Annotated in this window: 13 protein-coding genes; 6 read left to right on the top strand and 7 right to left on the bottom strand. The window is 73.0% G+C overall.

The features are described 5' to 3' along the window. Positions 1 to 39: 39 nt before the first annotated feature. Positions 40 to 909: a DUF1684 domain-containing protein gene (locus ACIP84_RS03450; RefSeq protein WP_355962897.1), complete on the top strand. Its 870-nt coding sequence runs from the start codon at positions 40 to 42 to the stop codon at positions 907 to 909. 292 nt (positions 910 to 1,201) lie between these two features. Next, positions 1,202 to 2,467 carry an MFS transporter gene (locus tag ACIP84_RS03445; RefSeq protein WP_401793974.1) on the top strand — a complete coding sequence of 422 codons (1,266 nt, stop codon included), beginning with the start codon at positions 1,202 to 1,204 and terminating at the stop codon, positions 2,465 to 2,467. 188 nt (positions 2,468 to 2,655) lie between these two features. On the opposite strand, the gene ACIP84_RS03440 is transcribed toward ACIP84_RS03445, so the two are convergent. From ACIP84_RS03440 to ACIP84_RS03425, 4 genes are all read right to left on the bottom strand, one after another. Further along, complete coding sequence (locus ACIP84_RS03440) at positions 2,656 to 3,048, bottom strand: hypothetical protein (RefSeq protein WP_401793971.1); 393 nt, start codon at positions 3,046 to 3,048, stop codon at positions 2,656 to 2,658. A 361-nt stretch (positions 3,049 to 3,409) separates the two neighbouring features. Further along, positions 3,410 to 4,888, bottom strand: a complete 1,479-nt coding sequence (locus ACIP84_RS03435; protein WP_401793968.1) for a diacylglycerol/lipid kinase family protein — start codon at positions 4,886 to 4,888, stop codon at positions 3,410 to 3,412. 99 nt (positions 4,889 to 4,987) lie between these two features. Continuing rightward, positions 4,988 to 5,548 (bottom strand): hypothetical protein, encoded by a 561-nt coding sequence (locus ACIP84_RS03430; RefSeq protein ID WP_401793965.1) that lies wholly within the window; start codon positions 5,546 to 5,548, stop codon positions 4,988 to 4,990. Continuing rightward, entirely contained in the window at positions 5,545 to 5,919 is a 375-nt protein-coding gene (locus ACIP84_RS03425) for a PadR family transcriptional regulator (RefSeq protein ID WP_401793963.1), read from the bottom strand. The genes ACIP84_RS03430 and ACIP84_RS03425 overlap by 4 nt, the downstream gene beginning before the upstream one ends. A 134-nt stretch (positions 5,920 to 6,053) precedes the next feature. Here ACIP84_RS03425 and ACIP84_RS03420 point away from each other — a divergent pair, with 134 nt between their 5' ends. Continuing rightward, the gene (locus tag ACIP84_RS03420) at positions 6,054 to 7,853 is read left to right on the top strand and encodes a SpoIIE family protein phosphatase (protein ID WP_401793960.1); all 1,800 of its coding nucleotides are present in this window, start codon (positions 6,054 to 6,056) and stop codon (positions 7,851 to 7,853) included. Between the two features lie 78 nt (positions 7,854 to 7,931). On the opposite strand, the gene ACIP84_RS03415 is transcribed toward ACIP84_RS03420, so the two are convergent. Together ACIP84_RS03415 and ACIP84_RS03410 are read right to left on the bottom strand one after the other, a co-directional pair. Further along, the gene (locus tag ACIP84_RS03415; RefSeq protein WP_401795641.1) at positions 7,932 to 10,100 is read right to left on the bottom strand and encodes an OmpL47-type beta-barrel domain-containing protein; all 2,169 of its coding nucleotides are present in this window, start codon (positions 10,098 to 10,100) and stop codon (positions 7,932 to 7,934) included. A 53-nt stretch (positions 10,101 to 10,153) separates the two neighbouring features. Next, a complete protein-coding gene (locus tag ACIP84_RS03410; RefSeq protein ID WP_401793957.1) occupies positions 10,154 to 12,646 on the bottom strand; it encodes a ThuA domain-containing protein in 2,493 nt (830 codons plus the stop codon). Positions 12,647 to 12,852: 206 nt separating this feature from the next. Between ACIP84_RS03410 and ACIP84_RS03405 the strand changes: the two genes are divergently transcribed. From ACIP84_RS03405 to ACIP84_RS03395, 3 genes are all read left to right on the top strand, one after another. Beyond that, on the top strand, positions 12,853 to 13,887 hold the full coding sequence (locus tag ACIP84_RS03405) for a multicopper oxidase domain-containing protein (protein WP_355962914.1): 1,035 nt from the start codon (positions 12,853 to 12,855) through the stop codon (positions 13,885 to 13,887). Between the two features lie 247 nt (positions 13,888 to 14,134). Continuing rightward, the gene (locus ACIP84_RS03400; RefSeq protein WP_401793953.1) at positions 14,135 to 16,009 is read left to right on the top strand and encodes a CAP domain-containing protein; all 1,875 of its coding nucleotides are present in this window, start codon (positions 14,135 to 14,137) and stop codon (positions 16,007 to 16,009) included. A gap of 366 nt (positions 16,010 to 16,375) precedes the next feature. Continuing rightward, entirely contained in the window at positions 16,376 to 17,260 is an 885-nt protein-coding gene (locus tag ACIP84_RS03395; protein ID WP_401795638.1) for an endo alpha-1,4 polygalactosaminidase, read from the top strand. 268 nt (positions 17,261 to 17,528) lie between these two features. On the opposite strand, the gene ACIP84_RS03390 is transcribed toward ACIP84_RS03395, so the two are convergent. Next, the gene (locus ACIP84_RS03390; RefSeq protein WP_355962920.1) at positions 17,529 to 18,104 is read right to left on the bottom strand and encodes a hypothetical protein; all 576 of its coding nucleotides are present in this window, start codon (positions 18,102 to 18,104) and stop codon (positions 17,529 to 17,531) included. Positions 18,105 to 18,296 lie beyond the last annotated feature (192 nt).

The raw sequence follows: 18,296 nt of genomic DNA, 5'->3' as shown, positions 1-18,296 counted from the left end.
CAAGCCCCGCACACGACCCGGACGACCCCAGGAGGACCCATGACCACCCGTGACATCCCCGTTCCCACGACCGGTCCCGACGCCGACGCCGGCGCCGCATCCGAGGTGAAGGCCTTCACCGCCGAGTGGGAGGAGTGGCACCGAGACAAGGACGCCAGGCTCGCCGCCGAGCACGGCTTTCTCGCCATCACCGGCCTGCACTGGCTCACCGACGAGCCGCAGCGCGTCACCGACGCCCCCGGACTCTGGTCGACCGGACCCGACAGCGTCACCGTCCACCTCGACGAGGGGACCGAACTCGTCGTCGACGGCACGACCGTCCGCGGCCGGTACGACTTCGGTGTCATCCCGGAGCGCGGCGGCATCGACGCCGTCTGGGGAGACACCGTGATCGAGGTCGCCAAGCGCGGCGGCCACCACATCGTCCGGCCGAGGCGCCCCGACCACCCGCTGCGGGTCGCCTTCGCCGGGACACCCGCTTACGCGCCCGATCCGCGCTGGGCCGTCACCGGCCGGTACGTCCCCTTCGCCGAGCCGCGACCGACCACCGTCGGCGCCTCCGTCGAGGGGCTGCAGCACGTCTACGACGCACCGGGCACGATCACCTTCCGGCTCGACGGCCGGGACCTGAGCCTGACCGCCTTCAACGGATACACCCCCGGCGGCTTCTCGGTGCTCTTCACCGACGCGACCTCGGGCGTCACCACGTACGCGGCCAACCGCAGCCTGCGGATCGACGCGCCCGGCCCCGACGGCGAGGTCGTGCTCGACTTCAACCGCGCCACCAATCTCCCCTGCGCGTACACCGACTTCGCGACCTGCCCGCTGCCGCCGGCCGAGAACCGGCTGCCCGTCGCGGTCGAGGCCGGGGAGAAGATCCCACACGAGCGCGGCCCGGTCACCCCGTAGCCGCGGGGTGCCCCGCCCGTGCGCGGCCCCATGGGCCAGGACGTCCGGGCCGGCGGAACGACCCGGGCCGAGACGAGCCCTGACGTTCCGACGACCTCTTGTCCGGACGGACCCTTCGTCCGGACCGACCCCTTGTCCGGGTGGCCTCCTTGCCCGGGTGCCGCTCACGCCTCGCGGACGCGGGTCCTTCGGGCCTCGTCGACCGGGTGACGTCCTGGCGATTGCCGCAGTTCGCGCCCCCGGGTCGGCGGCCCGCGGGGATACGGTCCGCTGCATGGAAGGTGACCGGGGCGTGGAACGCGAACGTGGTGTGGGACCCGAGCGTGGTGGGGAACGCGAGCGGGGCGGGGAGGGTGGCACCGGCGGGCAGGGCGGGCGTCGCGGCTGGCTGCGGTGTCTGCTCGCCGGAGCCGTGTTCGTCGTGTGCATGGCCGGCACCACGCTGCCGACCCCGCTCTACCCCCTCTACCAGGAGAAGTTCGGCTTCTCCGAGCTGACGGTGACCGTCGTCTACGCCGTGTACGCCTTCGGCGTCATCGGCGTGCTCCTCCTTGCGGGCAACGCCTCGGACACCGTCGGCAGACGCCCGACCCTGCTCTGCGGCCTGGGGTTCGCGGCGGCGAGCGCTGTCTGTTTCCTGCTCGCCGACGCCCTGGGCTGGCTGTATGCGGGCCGGCTGCTCTCCGGTCTGTCCGCCGGCCTCTTCACCGGCGCCGCCACCGCGTACGTCATGGAGCTCGCCCCGCGCGGCGGCGGGTCACGGGCGACGTTGGTGGCCACGGCCGCCAACATGGGAGGGCTCGGCTGCGGGCCGCTGCTCGCCGGACTCCTCGCGGAGTACGCCCCCGACCCCCTCGTCCTGCCGTTCGCCGTGCACCTCGGCCTGGTCGCGGTCTCCGTGGTCGTCCTGCTGTGGCTCCCCGAGACCGTACGCGAACGGCGCGGACCGGCCGCGGTGCGGCCGCAGCGGCCCGCGCTGCCGCCCCAGGTGCGGGCGGTGTTCGTGCCGGCGGCGATCGCCTCCTTCGTGGGGTTCGCCCTCTTCGGGGTGTTCACCTCGGTGAGCCCCGCGTTCCTCGCCCGGTACCTGCACGTCGACAACCACGCCGTGAGCGGCCTGATCGTGGCACTCGCCTTCTTCGCCTCCACCGCCGGGCAACTGGCCGTCGACCGCGTCGGGGTGGCGCGCTCGCTGCCCCTGGGCTGCGTCGTGCTCTTCGGCGGTCTCGTCCTCCTCGGGACGGCGCTGTACACGGACCTGCTGGCGCTGGTAGTCCTCTCCGCCGTGGTCGGCGGCGTGGGCCAGGGCCTCGCCTTCCGCGCGGCCCTGACCTCCGTCGCCGCCGCGGCGCCGCCGGACCGGCGCGCGGCCGTGATCTCGACGCTGTTCGTGGTCGCGTACACCGGCATCTCGATCCCGGTGATCGGTGTGGGAGTGCTGGCGGATCCGCTGGGCCTGGAGGGGGCGGGGCTGGTCTTCATCGCCTGCATGCTGGTGCTCGTCGCCTCCGCAGCCGCGTATCTGATCCGGCGACCGGTGCCGGCGAAGGGACCGTGACCGGCTGGAACGGACGACGAGGGTGTCCCCGCCGAGGTCGGACGACGGCGAGGGCGTCCTCGCAGGGGTCGGACGACGGCGAGGGCGTCCTCGCAGGGGTCGGACGACGATGACGTCGTCCCCGCCGAGGTCGGACGACGATGAGGGCGCCCCCGCCGAGGTCGGGCGACGACCACGGCCGCTGCCGGTCAGACGGCGACGAAGACGTCCCCCGCCGTGTCGCGGAGGACGAAGCCGTTGTCGAGGCGGACACGGACCCGCACCGGGATCTCCGCCTCCTGGTACGCGATCCACGCCGGTTCCAGGGCGGCGACCCGCTCCTCCAGCTGGGCCCTGCTCCCCGGCGGCATCTGGTGGCCGAAGTCGTCGAGGAGCGACTTGAGGCGTGCGTACTCGCGGACCTCCTCGCTCTCGCGGCGGTCGTCGTCCACCTCTTCGACGGTGCCCTCGGTACCCGCCGCCAGGGCGAGGAAGCCCACGGCGGCGGCCGGCTCCGCCGGGGCCTTCCCGGCCGGGGCGAGCTGACCCGTCAGAGCGAGTTCCACCGCCAGCTGTACGCGCCGGCCCACTTTCAGCGTCATCGGTCCTTCGTCTCTCCGCTCGGTCGGGCCACGACCGCGTACGTCCGCGGAACGGCCCGGGGTGCCATTGTCCCGGGCCGTTCGGGCGCGGGCGGACAGGGGCCCCCGCCCCCGCGCCTCCGCGGGGTCGGCAGGCGGGAGGTGTCGTGCCGCCCACCGCGATGCGCGGGTCCGGGCTCGCCGGCGGGTACGCCGAGCGGGTGCAGGCGCTCGGCGACCTGAGGGTCCACGGCGCCGACCCGCACCGCCGCGCCCCCGGCGAACCCCAGCACACACCCCGAGCGGTGCCGCCCCCTCGACCCGGAGCTCGTCGCGTACCGCGCCCGAGGCCAGACCCCATGAGACGGGCCGAGAGACCGCGTCAGCCGTCCTGTCCCGCCACGCTCGGCACGGCACGGCCGAAGGCCAGGTCGAACAGGCGCCGCCAGTCCACGCGCGGGGCGGGGGCGATCACGCCGGGGCGGTCGCGCGGCACCAGGACCCGCAGGGCACCCGGCCGGAGCGTGCAGACGACCGGTGTGGTCATGCGCAGGGCCTCACCGTCGACCGCGACGGGGATCTCGTCCGTACGGGAGTCGCTCGTGCCGGGGACGTCGTCCGTACCCGGGCCCCCTGTGCCGGGGGCGCTGTCCGAGCCGCTCGTACCCGAGGTGTCCGAGCCGGCGTCGCCCGTCACGGAGGAGGTCACCTCGACCCGGCGGGCGGTCGTGACCGTGAGTCCGCTGGACTGGGAACCGCGGACGGCGAGGTCCGCCGCCTCCGCCGCGCCCTCCACCCGGATCGCCAGCACGCCCAGCTCGCCGTCGTCCAGGCTGGGCCGGCGGCCGCCGCCGCTCAGCACATCGGGTGAGGTGTACGCGTTGTTGCTGATCAGGAGGGCCTGCTGGGACGTCAGCGTCATGTCGTCGATCCGCGCGTCGAGCCGGCGTACCCCTTCGCCGACCAGCAGGTCGGGCATGAGGGTCAGGGCCGTGCCCGCCTTGTCGTCACGGTACTCGGGGCGCTGCACGACATCGGCGTAGACACCGAAGGACACGGTGTTGACGAAGGGCCGCCCGCCGACCTCGCCGAGGTCGATCCGGAGCTCCTCGCCGTCGGTGAGCGCGTCGAGGCAGCGGGCCGGGTCGGAGCGGTCGAGACCGAGGTCCATCGCGAAGTGGTTGCGGGTGCCGGCCGAGACGACGAGGAACGGCAGGTCGTGTTCGGCGGCGACCGCCGCGACCAGGGCCTGGGTGCCGTCGCCGCCGGCGACGCCGAGCAGGTCGGCGCCGTCGGCCACCGCCTCGCGGGCCAGCGCGGCCACGTCGGCCGGGGCGTCGGGGTCGAGCACGGTCACCCGGGCGCCCAGCGCCTCCGCCTTGTCGACCAGGCCGAAGCGGCCCACCTTCCCACCCCCCGACTTCGGGTTCATGATCAGGAACGCGTGTCGGGGTCGGGACGCCGGGAACGAGCGGGCCCTCCGCCGGGGGTGGGCCCTGCGCAGCGCGGCCCGCGCGCAGGCGAGTGCGAGGGCCCAGCTCAGGACCAGCACCAGCGCCGTGCGCCACAGTCCGTCGTGTGCGAAGAGCACCAGGACGCCGACCGGCGCGGCGACGGCGACGAGCGCCCCGAGCAGGCGGACCGCGCCGCGGTGCGCCAGGAACCACCACACGCCCGCGGCGCAGACGACGAGACCCAGCAGACCGGCCAGGACGACCACGAGGCCGCCGTCACCGATCGCGAGCACGAGGACGACCAGCGAACCGACCACCGCGAGCACGGCGATCCGGGCCAGGAACCGCGCCGCGGTCCCCCCACCGGATCCCGTCGTCCGCGTGCCGCCCCTGCCGTCCTGGCTCATCCCGTGTCCCACCTCTCGGCCCGGTCCGTGCCCCCAGCGTTCACGCTCCGGGACGGACGGGCATCCCTGCCGGGCCGTGCGGGTGAGACGGCCGCCGGGTCAGGACGCCGCGGGGCGCGGGGCGCGCCGCCGTTCGGTGACGAGGTACCCGAGGCCCGGCAGGGTCAGCAGGACGCTGCCCCACAGAGGCACCGGGAACAGCGTCTCCTCGCCGACCAGCTTCTGCGTCAGGAACAGCACCGGCAGTCCGACGACCAGCGCAACGATCCATCCCCTGCCGAAGCCGAGAGTGCCCCTGCGCAGCTCCAGGACCACGGTGACGACCCCGATGCTCAGCCAGAAGGCCAGCCGCCCGGCGTCGACGTCGACGACGGTCGTCCGGTGGATGAGGTGCGAGACCAGCAGCAGCCCGCCCACGACGAACGGGACCGTCGCCGCCATCCGCAGGGCCCGCCGGTGCAGCGGCATCCTCGCCCTGGCCCAGGACGCGGCGAAGGCCTTGACGTCGCGGCCGACGACGTCCTGCGGAGTGCGGCCGGCCGCCGCGGCGTCCTCCAGGTGGGCCGTGAGTTCGGCGAGCATCTCGCGCACGGACGCGTCGTCGACGCCCCGGTACTCCCAGTTGCTGCGGCAGACCGCGAGGACGTGCTCGTTGGTCATGGTGTCGTTCCCCCGTGGGTCGCTCGTGTGAGAATCCGGTCGGCCTGGGCGGTGAACCCCCGCCAGACGGTCCGGCCGTGTTCCAGCTCGGTCCGGCCGGCCTCGGACAGCCGGTAGTACTTGCGCGGCGCCCCGCCGCTGGACGACGGGGCGCGGAACGGCTCGACGAGTCCGGCGCGCTCCATCCTGGCCAGCAGCGGGTAGATGCTGCCCTCGCCGACGAGTTCGAGCCCGCTCTCCGTGAGCGCCTCGATGAACTCGTAGCCGTACCGAGGACGTTCGGCGATCAGTGAGAGCAGGCACAGGTCGAGCACACCGCGCAGAAGCTGACTGCGCCGCTGGTCACCGGCTGTCGGCAGCTCCTTTGTCATGCGGCGCATGGTAGTCGGCCACTGTCTTGCACCACAAGACAGTGAAAGTCGTGCCGCCCTGATCGGCCAGGAGGGGGAGGCAGGTGCATGATGTGCACCAACAGCGGACGAGTTTCTGTCTGGAGGCCGAAAGAGTGAACGATGGCATCGGGAGACGGCGCGTTGTCCGCCGTGCCTCGGCCGGAAAGGGCGCCTCGGTCCTCCGCTCGGCCGGCGCCCGCAGGCGACTCGGCCGAGGCGACGGTGACGTCCCTCTCGATCGCGTCACCACGCGCGACCGGCTCGCCTGGCTGAATTCCGCGGGCTCCAGGATCGGTACCACCCTCGACCTGGAGCGCACCGCTCAGGAACTGGCCGAGTTCACCGTGCCCGCCTTGGCCGACGGGGCCGCCGTCGACATTCTGGAGAGCGTCCTGCGGGGCGAGGAGGGCTCGCGCTGGACGGGGGCGGGCATCCCGCTCCTGCGGGCCACCGCGCTGTCCGCCGTCGAGTCGCTCTCCTCCCTGGAGCCCACCCCGGTGGGGGAGACCTTCGTCCGCACCGAGGAGGCCCACGAGACGCTCCTCCACCAGTACTGCCTGCGGCAGGGCAGACCGGTCCTCGTGAGCCGTATGCGCGACGACGACTTCGTCCGCGTCGCGCCGACGCAGAGCGCCGCGGCGAAGATGCGCGCCGCGGGAGTCCACAGCTATCTCGCGGTGCCGCTGATCGCCCGTGGCCTGCTGCTGGGCAGCGCCGACTTCGTACGCGGCCCCGGGACGCCCCCGTTCTCCGACACGGACCTCGCTGTCGCCGAGCAGCTGGCCTCGCAGGCCGCCGTCTACATCGACAACGCCCGGCTGTACGGGCGCGAGCGCGAGCACGTCGTGTCCCTGCAGCGCAGTCTGCTGCCCCGCGCGACCCCGGTGACGCCGGGGCTGCGCGTCCACGCCGAGTACACGCCCTCGACGGCCCACCACGGCGTGGGCGGCGACTGGTACGACGTGATGGCCCTGCCCGGCGGCCGGACGGCTCTGATGGTGGGCGACGTCATGGGCCACGGACTGCCCGCCGCCGCCACCATGGGCCGCCTGCGGGCGGTCGCCCGCACCCTCATGACCCTCGACATGGCGCCGGAGCGGGTCCTCGCCCGGCTCGACCTCGCCACACGTGACCTGGAGGACGAGCAGGTCGCCACCTTCCTCTGCGCGGTCCACGACCCGGCCGACTCCACCTACACCGTGGCGAGCGCCGGTCATCTGCCCCCGTTGCTCGTCGGCGGGGACGGCACCGCCGCGTTCGTGGACCTACCGATCGGGGCGCCGCTCGGCGCGGGAGTGATCCCGTACGACCCGATCCGTCTGGAGGTCCCGGCGGGGGGCCATCTGGTCATGTACACGGATGGCCTCGTCAAGTCCCGGCACGAGGGCCTCGATCACCAGCTGGAGCGGCTGCGGTCGGCGGCGCGCGGCCTCACCCCCGAGGCACTCGAACGCGGCGGCCTGACGGACTGCGCCCCCACCGACGCCAGCCGCTTCGACGAGGCCGTGCTGCTCGTCGCGACGACCGCGCCGGGCACCCCGGCCGAGCTGTGCGAGTGGCAGCTGCCGCAGGAGGGGCGGGCCGCGTCCGTCGCCCGCGGCCTGGTCACGGACCAGCTCGACGCGTGGGACCTGGCCGAGCTCGCCGACGTCTGCGAACTCGTCGTCTCGGAGCTCGTGGGCAACGCCCTGCGCTACGGCAACGGCCCCGGCCGGCTCCGGCTGCTGCGCGGCGAACGCCTCGTCGTGGAGGTCTCGGACACGGGCCCCGACCTGCCCCAGATCCAGCACGCGGACCTCAGCGACGAGGGCGGCCGGGGCCTCCAGCTCATCAACATGCTGTGCCGCCGATGGGGCTCGTGCCGCACCGTCTCCGGCAAGGTGGTGTGGGCGGAGCAGAACCTGCCCACATGACCTGCCCAGGTGGGACCAGCCGAAAGGGCCCCCCTCCCGCCGAGGGAGAGGGGCCCCCTTCCGGGGTCCGCGGCTCGTCTACAGCTCCTTCACCCGGATGTTGCGGTAGGAGATGACGTCCGTCGTGCCGTGGACCTGGAGCCCGACGTAGCCGGAGGCGTAGCGCCGGCCGTCCGTGCCCGGGTCGTCGCCGCGCGGCGGCTGGAAGACCTGCCCACCGGTGTTGTCGAACTCGTTGATCAGCCTGCCGTTGCGGAAGACCGAGTAGTGCTGGCCCTCCACCCGGATCTCGTAGTCGTTCCAGGTGCCCTTGGGCGTCACCCCGGCGCCGGCGAGGCCGACGCGGTCGAAGCCGTAGAGCGAGCCCGTCTTGTACATGTCGCCGTCGGGCCGGTCCAGGACCTGGATCTCATGGCCGTACTTGATGGCGACCCACTCGGGACGGCTCTCCTCGGGGTTGCCGTGGACGTACGGGAAGCGCACGAAGACCCCGCCGTTGGCGTTGCCGGCTCCGGGGGCGTCGTCGCGCCACTGGAGCTTGAGCGAGAAGTCGGCGTACTGCCGCTGCGGGAACCACAGCATGCCCATGCCCGGCACCGTGGTGCTGCTGGTCATGGCGCCGTCCGCGCTCAGCCCGAACTTTCCGCCGCCGACGTGCTGCCACTTCGAGAAGCTCGCCGCGGTGCCGTCGAACAGGTCGCGGTACCCCTCGGTCTGGCCCGGCCTGCCGATGCCCGACTGCTTGGCCGCGCGGTAGATCTTCCTGTGCTCGCGCGTGTCGATGACGCCGGCGGCGAGCAGCCGGTCGATCACCGTGTCGACGTGCTTGAGGAACAGCGCGTGCGAGGACCAGTCCTTCTCGTCCTCGATGAGCTCGTTGATCGTGCAGCGGCTGTTCGTCATCCGGTTGGGGACACCGGTGTCGACGGTCCCGACGATGACCGTCAGCCGCTCGTCGAACTCCGGACAGCTGGGCGCGGGCACCCCGCCGCCCTCGGCGACGGTGAAGGCCGTGCTCCGGGCCGTCGAGGTGTTGCCGGCCTTGTCCGTCGCCCGGTACAGCACCGTGTGGTGGCCGACGCGGTCGACGATCACCGGGGTGGTGTACGCGAGGTACGGGCCGCCGTCGAGCGAGTACTCGATCCGCTCGACGCCCGAGTCCGCGTCGAACGCGGACAGCGTGACCGTGGCGCTGGTGATGTACGCGCCGTCGGAGTTGCGCGTGCCCGCGACCGAGGCGGCGGCCTCGGGTGCGGTGGTGTCGGGGTCGGGCTGGGTGACGACCGTGAAGGCGGCCGACTTCACCGCGGCGGTGTTCCCCGCCTTGTCGGTCGCCCGGTAGCGGACGGTGTGCTCGCCCGCCTGGTGCACCATCACCGGAGCGGTGTACGGCTGCCAGGCGCCGTCGCCGATCGCGTACTCGATGGTGTTGACCCCCGACCCGGTGTCGGACGCGGTGACCGTCACCGTGGCCATGTCGAGATAGCGGCCCTGGGCGTCCCGCTCGCCCGAGACGGTCGCCGAGGTCTCCGGCGCCGTCGTGTCGTCGGTGGGCCGGGCGACGACCGAGAACGCGGCGGTCTTCTCGGCGGCGGTGTTGCCCGCCTTGTCGCGCGCCCGGTAGCGGATCGTGTGCGCGCCGACCTGGTCGACGACCACCGGGACGGTGTACGGCTGCCACGGGCCGTCCGCGCCGATCGCGTACTCGACCCGGTCGACGCCCGAACCGGCGTCGGTCGCGCCGAGCGTGACCGTCGCCTGGCCGACGTAGGCGCCGTCGGCGTTGCGGTCGCCCTCGACCTTCGCGGTGGTCTCCGGCGCGGTGGTGTCCTCGCCGCCGCCCTCGGTGACCGTCAGGACGCCCTGCATCTGGCCGTGCCCGGGGATCGTGCACTTGAAGAGGTACCGGCCCGGGGTCAGCGTCACCTCGGCCGTGTGCCGGCCGCCGTTCGCGTCGCCCGGGTTGGCCAGGATGTTGAACGGGACGTCGTGGTTGTACTCAGGGTCGGAGACGTCGAACGTCAGGGTGTGCGGCATGCCGGTCGTGTTGCCGGTGGCCGCGCTGTTCTCGAAGACGATCGTCGTCGCACCGGCCACCGCCGTGGTCGGGAACTCCAGGTAGCGGTCGATCGGATCGCCCGCCTTCCAGGTCAGCACCTGCGCCGCGGCGGTCCGGCCTCGGTCGTCGCCGCGTCGTGTGTCGTCCGCCCTGCCGTAGGCGGCCGCCGAGGTCAGGCCGACGACCATCGCCAGGGCGCCCAGCAGGGCCGCCCACAGGCTCGCGCCTCTGTGTCTCGTGATCACTGCGCCGCCCTCCTGGCCAGCTGGTCCGCGGCCGGGGTGGGCCCGCCGCCCTTGTAGGTCACGCGCCACAGCGCGGAGTCGGTGTGCGAGGTGAAGAAGCCGCGCCCGTAGTCGAGGACGTACAGCGAACCGTCCGGGGCGAACTTCCAGTCCATCAGGTTGCGGATGCCGCCCGGCCCGACCGGGATGATCTTCTTCAGGGACTCGGCGTGCACCGGGAGTCCGCCCTTGCCGACGGTCCTCGGGTCGGTGAGCACGGCGTGCCGCGGCTGGTCCCCGTCGTAGAAGTCGCCGACGAACCACTTGCCGTCCCAGTACGACGGCCACTTGACCGCCGAGTCGCTCGCCGCGTCGTAGCGGTAGAGCGGGCCGTTCATGGTCGCCTGCCCGCCGCCCTTGAGCCATGGCAGCAGCAGTTTCTGCTCCTCCTGCCTGTAGCTCGGGATGCCGTTCGCGTCCCTGGGGTAGTCGACGCCGCCGCCCTGGGGCGAGTACCAGATCGTGTTCCCCGTCACCGGCGGCAGGTTCACCAGGCCGTCGTTGTTCGGGGACTCGTTCTTGGGTGCGTCGCAGTCGTACCAGCCGAGCGGCTTGGCCGGGTCGAGCAGACCGCGGTCCCGGTAGGGCTGCTTGTTGCCCATGCAGTACGGCCAGCCGTGGTTGCCCGCCTTCGTGATCGCGGCGAACGTGTCGTACTTGGCCGGGCCCCAGGTCGTGGACGGGGCCCCCGCGTCGGGGCCGACCCAGCCCGCGTAGAGGATGTCGGTCGCCTTGTCGACGGAGATGCGCGCGGGGTTGCGCACCCCCATCACGTAGATCTCGCCGCGGGTCTTGCCGCCGCCCTCGTCGCTCTCCTCGCCGGTGAAGAGATTGCCCGCGGGGAGGGTGTACGTGCCGTCGGGCTCGGGATGGATCCGCAGGATCTTCCCGTTGAGGTTGTTGGTGTTGCCGGCGGTGCGGCGCGCGTCCGCGAAGGAGACGCCCCGGAAGTTCGGGGCGGGGTTGTTGCCCGAGTAACCTCCGCTGGATCCGGACGAGTTGGTGTCTCCGGTGGCGATGTACAGATTGCCCTTGGAGTCCCAGGCCATCCCGCCGCCCGCGTGGCAGCAGCTGTGGATCTGCACCGGCCAGCTGAGCAGCACCTTCTCGCTCGCCAGGTCGAGCCTGTTCGTCGCGAGGTCCAGGGTGAAGCGGGAGACCCGCCGCTCGCCCATGTGCTCCACGCGGTCGATCCGGGAGTGGGGTGTGTAGTGGAGGTACACCCAGCCGTTGGTCATGAAGCCGGGGTCGAGCTCGATGCCGAGCAGCCCCTCCTCGTTCTTGACCAGCTCGTCGCCGCCGCCCTTGTTGCCGAAGACGGTGAGCGCGCCGGCCTTGGTGACCTGCCTGGTCTTCGGGTCGTAGACGTGGATCTCGCCGTTGCCCTTGCCGATGTCCGGGTTGTTCCAGTCGGTGACCACCGGCACGCTCGAGTCGGCGCCGCCGCGGCCGATGTACAGGATGCGGCCGTCGGGAGCGGCGACGAGACCGTGCGGCTCGCCGATCTGGTCGTTCTGACCGGGCTGGTTGGGCTTGGTGACGCGCTCGGCGGTGTAGTGGGCGTCGATGGTCGCCTTGCAGTCCGCCCGGGAGGTCCGCGCGGTCCAGGCGATCGCGCCGCGCAGATGGTCGCGGAAGTCCGTCTCCGCGTAGCTGTCGACGGTGCCGCCCATGGCGGTGTAGAAGGACCGGCCGCCGTCGTAGTCACGGCACCAGGACACCGGATGGTCCCAGCCGTTGGGCTTGGCCGCGGGCTGGTAGGAGGACTCGCGGACGCGCGCCACGGTGTGCACGGTGCCGGACGGGTTGCGGTCCCAGTTGAACCACTTGTCGGGCCGCTTCCACTCCAGCGGAAGGGACTTCGTCGCCGGGTGCTGCCGGTCGCCGACCTCCACCACCGCGCGCTGCGTGCCGCTCGGGGCGCCGGTGGGCCGGGCGCCGATCAGGCCGGTGAACCAGCCGGAGTAGGGCTCGGTGCGGGCGGCCTCGTGGACGCCGACGAAACCGCCGCCGGCCTCCATGTAGGCCTCCAGGCCCGCCTCCTGCTCGGGGTCGAGCACATCGCCGCCGCCGGTGAGGAAGACCACCGCGTTGAACGTGCCGAGCCGCTTGGCGTCGGTGAAGACGGCCGGGTCGTCGGTGGCCACCGTCCGGTAGCGGCCGGCGGCCGGGCCGGTGAGGCCGATGCTCTCGACGGCCGCGATGCCCGCGTCGACCGTCGGCGACTCGGCCGTCGCGGATCCGTGGAAGACGAGGACCCGGACGTTCGCGCCGCCCGGTGGCGACGGCAGAGATAACGTTGTCGCCGCCCTGGCCGACGGCGGGTCCGGATCCGGCTTGGCGGCGGCGGGGGCGCCGCCGAGCAGGGCCGCGGTCAGCGCGCCTGCCCCGAGTGCCGCCACGGCGAAGCCTGTTCTCGATCTCGACCGGTGATGTGGTGTGCGCTTCATGGGTCACCCATCCCTCTGAGGTCACAACGACAGCCGTTGAAGCTAGACCTCTTTGCGCGGTTCGCCAAGGGCTATGGCCGCAACCGGACGAACTTTGTCCTGGGTGTGGATAAACCACTGTCGTCCCGCTACGGTGTGGGCCGTCCCCAGGAGCCCCCGCTGGCCCCGCACCCCGTCAATCTCCTCTGACGACCGGAGAGTTCGACATGGACAGACGCAGCTTCAACCGTCGCCTGCTCGCGGGCGGGGCGGTCGCCGCGACCGGCGTGACATCGTTGTCCCTCACCTCCGCCTCCAGCGCCGCACCCGACGCGGCCGCCACAGCCGCCTCGCTGAGGACTGCCCCGGCCGGCGGCCAGGTACGCCATCTCAAGCTGTACGCCGAGAAGTTGGCCGACGGACGCATGGGCTACGGCCTGGAGAAGGGCAAGGCCACCGTGCCCGGCCCGCTCATCGAGCTCAACGAGGGAGACACCCTCCACATCGAGTTCGAGAACCTGATGGACGTCCCGGTGAGCCTCCACGCGCACGGCGTGGACTACGACATCGACAACGACGGTACGAGGATGAGCGGGAGCCATGTCGAGGCGGGCGCCACCCGCACGTACACCTGGCGCACCCACGCCCCAGGCCGCCGCCCCGACGGCACCTGGCGGCCCGGCAGCGCCGGTTACTGGCACTACCACGACCACGTCGTGGGTACGGACCACGGCACCGGCGGCATCCGCAAGGGCCTCTACGGCGGCCTCGTGGTGCGCCGCAAGGGCGACATCCTGCCGGACAAGCAGTTCACCATCGTCTTCAACGACATGACGATCAACAACCGGCCGGCCGCCGATCCGCCGAACTTCCTCGCCACCGTGGGCGACCGGGTGGAGATCGTCATGATCACGCACGGCGAGTACTACCACACGTTCCATATGCACGGTCATCGCTGGGCCGACAACCGCACGGGCCTCCTCGCGGGTCCCGAGGACGTGAGCCGGGTCGTCGACAACAAGATCACCGGACCCGCGGACTCGTTCGGATTCCAGATCATCGCGGGCGAGCACGTCGGAGCCGGCGCCTGGATGTACCACTGCCATGTTCAGAGCCACTCCGACATGGGCATGGCCGGCCTCTTCCTGGTGGCCAAGCCGGACGGCACCGTGCCGGGCCACGGAGACCACGGAACGCATGCTGCGGCGACCGCGAAGGAGGAACCCGCCTCCCAGGCCACCGGCGGGGGGCATCACCACTGAACCCACCCGGCGGGGGCCATCACCACTGAACCCACCGGTGGGAGCCACCACCACGGAACCCACCGGCGGGAGCCACCACCGCTGCAGCCCGCGGCGCGGGCTCGGCAGTGGTCGTCGCCGGCGGTCCGCACCGGCCGCACCGGCCACGTGACCCACATCACTTTCGCCGTCTGCCGCCTTTTCGTTATCCGCGCCCGGCTCCAGGCTCTCCCCTGCGCAATCATCTCCAACGAACGGGACGGTCGGCGTGCGGCAGAGCACAGGAATCGAGCGGGACACGGAGCTGGTCCTCGCGGCGCGGAACGGTGACCCGTGGGCGCGGGACCAGCTGGTCACCGCCCACCTGCCCCTGATCCACACCACCGTGGCACTCGCCATGAACGGCCGCCACGGTGCCGAACACGTCGAGCACGTCGTACGGGAGACGATGCTGCGCGCCCTGGACGGGCTCCCCTCCCTGACCGACCCCGGGGTCTTCCGGCCCTGGCTGGTCGCCATCGCCGTGGACGGGATCCGGCGGCACCGGCACCAGCAGCCGGCCGGGTACGGCGACGCCGTCGCGCAGCCGTCCGCGCACGGGCAGGCGTACGAGATCACCGAGGCGGCCCGCTGGCTCGACCCGGAGGACGGCGAGCAACTGGCCCTGTGGTGGCTGGAGTGCGCGGGCGAGCTGACCCGGTACGAGACGGCCGCCGCACTGCGGTGGCCGGCGGAGGAGGCGCCGGCCCGGATCGAGGCCGTACGGGCCCGGCTCGACGCCGCGCGCGTGGTCGTCGGTGCGCTGGCCGGGAACCCGGGCTGCCCCTTCCTGGGCCGAGAGGCCGCCGAATGGGACGGCCGGCCCTCCGCCCCGTGGCGTGACCACCTCGCCCACCACACGATCGGCTGCGGGCACTGCGCCCCGCGCTGGCACGCGCTGGTCCCGGCGGAGGTCCTGCTCGCGGCCACCTCGCCCGTCCTGGCGGCCCGGACGGAGGAGGCCACGCGGGCGGCGACGACGCCGGCCGCCGCGTCCGCGGCCGCGGCCGGCGGGCCCGGCACCGCCCCGGGCGCGTCCGCGGCCACGGACGGCGACCCGTACGGTACGTCCGACGGCGCCGACCTGTCCGGGACGGCCCCCCTCGGCGGGTACGGACACGCGGCTGACCTGGCGGAGCCGTACGTCCTGGCCGGCTCCGCGGCGCACGCCCGCCCCCCCGTGCCGAGGTCCGCGCCCGCCTTCTCCGCGCCCGGCCGGCACGGCACGCGCGCCGCGCTCCGGCAGCGTCGCCGGACGCAGGAGCGCAGCCGGCGCCGCGCCGTCATCGCGGCCGGTGTCGTGGTCATGGCGGTCACGGGGGGCGCGTTCTCGCTGTCCGGGGGCCGCGGCGGCGACGACGAGATCCTCGAGGCGAACCGCGTGACGGCCCCGGAGCTCGAACTGCCCCTCGGCCAGGACCCGTCCACCCACTCCGGCACCCCGTCGGCGGCTGCGACGACCCCCGCCACCTCGCCGTCCGCCTCCAAGACCGCAACCGGACGTCCCTCCGCCCCGGCGTCGCCCAGCGCGAAGGCCACCACCGCGTCGCCCCGTCCGGTCCGCACCGCCAAGCCCGCCCCGGTGAAGACGACCCCGCCGCGCACCGCGGCACCGACCCCGGACACGCCGCCGACCAGGCCCGGCTCGGGCAACGGCGGAGGAACGGGCTCGGGCGACGAGGCCGGGAACGGGACGGGCGCGGGTCCGCAGCACGACAACGGACAGAGCTCGGAGGCCGACCAGGTCATCGCCCTGGTCAACGCGGAGCGCGCCAAGGCGGGCTGCGGCCCGCTGAGCGCGAACGCGACCCTGACCAGGGCGGCGCAGGGCCACTCCGACGACATGGCCGCCCGCGACTTCTTCGACCACACCAACCCCGACGGCGCAGGTCCGGGGGAGCGGGTGACCGCCGCCGGATACCCGTGGTCGACCTACGGCGAGAACATCGCCATGGGCCAGAGCAGCCCGGAGCAGGTCATGGAGTCGTGGATGAACAGCCCGGGCCACCGCGCGAACATCCTCAACTGCGACTTCAAGGAGATAGGCGTCGGCATCCACTCCCAGGGCGGCCCGTACTGGACCCAGGTCTTCGGCGCCCGCTGACCCGCCGGGGCCAGGGGATCCCCGGGCCCTGAGACAGGTGGAGGGGGTGCGGCCCGCGTCGAAGCGGGCCGCACCCCCTCCTCCTCCCGCCCGTCAGGGCGTGACGGGGACGTTCCTCAGGCCGCTGCCGGCGTTCGTCACCGTGGGGAGGCGTGCGCGACGTTCGGCCGTTCGCGAGGGTGCCGGGTGAGGAGAACGTCGGATGGATGGCCGGCGAGGGTGTTCGAGACCCGCACGGACGGTGGCGGACCGTTGTCGTGGCGTCCGGCAGGCCGCCACGGCCCGGCCGCAGAGCGCCCGTACCGTAGGCCCGAGGGCGGCCGCGTGCCGTCCCGAGGAATCGACGACCAGGAGCCCCGCACCGTGATCGCCCGCGAACCCCGCCCCCTCCGCAGCGCGCGCCGGCGCCGCCGCCTCACGGCCCTGACCCTGGTCGGCCTGCTCGCCGCCGGGGCGGCCGGATGCACCTCGTCCGGTGACGGGGGAGACGGTGACTCCGCCCCCTCCTCCACCCCGCCCTCCTCCGCCCGCACGGTCGTCCCGCCCGAGCCCCACGTCGGATTCGACTACCAGATCGGCGGCCCCTACGCACCGCCGCGCGGGGTGGGCGCCGTCTCCCGCGACCGTACGGCGAAGCCGGCCGAGGGGCTGTACAACATCTGCTACGTCAACGCCTTCCAGGCCCAGCCGGACGCCACCGAGTGGTGGGAGGAGAACCACCCCGACCTCCTCCTGCGGAGTGCCTCGGGAGCACCGGTCGTCGACGAGGACTGGGACGAGGCCCTCTTCGACGTCTCCACACCGGCCAAGCGCGAGCGGCTCGCCGCGATCGTCGGCGAGTGGATCGACGGCTGTGCCGACGCCGGCTACCAGGCCGTCGAGGCGGACAACCTCGACTCGTACGAACGGTCCCAAGGCCGCCTCACGCGCGAGCACGACCTCGCGTTCGCCCGGCTGCTCGTCGCCCGCGCCCACGCGGCCGGACTCGCCATCGGGCAGAAGAACGCCCCCGATCTCGCGCAGCGGGGCCGGCAGCTCGGCTTCGACTTCGCGGTCGCCGAGGAGTGCGGTCAGTACGCCGAATGCGACCCCTACGCGACCGCCTTCGACAACCGGGTGCTCGTCATCGAGTACGAGCGCAACGGCCTGGACCGGGCCTGCGCACGCTGGGGCGGGACGCTCTCCGTCGTCCTGCGCGACACCGACGTCCGCCCCGCGGGCGAAGCCGGGTACGTCCGCGAGACCTGCTGACAGGGGGCGGCAGGCGACGTGGGCGAGGCTCCGCCGCGGGCCACCCCCGGGCGGCCGGGGACGAGGCACGGTCGGCACGTGGTACGGGCGGTCGTGGGCGGCCACCGGGGGCGACGGGTACGTCCGGGCGCCGGTGGCAGGCACCTCGTCGCCGAGGAGGGCGAGTCGCAGTCCTCCGCAGGGTGCGCGCGGGCATGCGTGTCCCCTCACCTCCCGGGGCATGCGCCGCACCCGGGGAAGGGCTTGATCGCGACCTTGGGCGTACGGATCACTCCGCCTCGCCGCCGCCGGGTTCGTAGTCGTCCAGTTCGGCGCGCAGGGAGCCCGTGCGCGCCGTGGCCCCCTCCCGGAGGAGGGTGAGGAAGCTGCTCAGGGGGTGGTGCAGTGGACGGGCGTCGTAGTCGATGCCCTCGGGGTCCCGGAACTCGTCCAGCCGGGCGAACGGCACGATGACGTAGGGGCGTCGGGACCAGGGACGGCTGTCGGCGGGATCGGGGTCCAGGCGCCACCGGGTGCCCCGGGTACGGTTGTGGACCTCGCCGACGTACCAGCAGGCGACCTGGACCAACGGGGTGTGCTCGCGGGCGAACAGGTCGTCGACGGAGGTGACGTGCTCACGGACGAGGGCTTCCACGCGGTCGAGGGAACCCTCGCCGAAGTCCCATCCGCCGCCGTGGCGGCGGCTCCAGTCGGCGAAGCCCTCCCGCTGCTCGTCCAGCCACGCGGTCAGGCGGGGGTTGTCGGCGTGCGCCCGGTCGATGCGCTCGGCGACGTCGTGCTCGTCGTCGGATGCCCCGTCCCCGTCGGCTCCGTCATCCTCGTACTCCCAGATTTCATCGCTCACGGCAGCTAAGCCTAGTCCTCGGCGTGACGGCAAGAATCGGGAATCTGCACGGAGTTAACACATGCCACGCCGTCGAAACCACATTGCGGCGGCAAAGGAAACCCCTAGTATCGGAGCGCTTGTGCGGCGCCCACATGAGCATCGGGGGCCCTGGCGCCGCACAACCCTGCATCGACCCGTGGGGCTCCCGGG

Source organism: Streptomyces sp. NPDC088707, from assembly GCF_044752725.1.
Taxonomy (GTDB): domain Bacteria; phylum Actinomycetota; class Actinomycetes; order Streptomycetales; family Streptomycetaceae; genus Streptomyces.
Note: the sequence above shows the minus strand (reverse complement) of the source record. Positions and strands in the feature narration are given on the sequence as shown.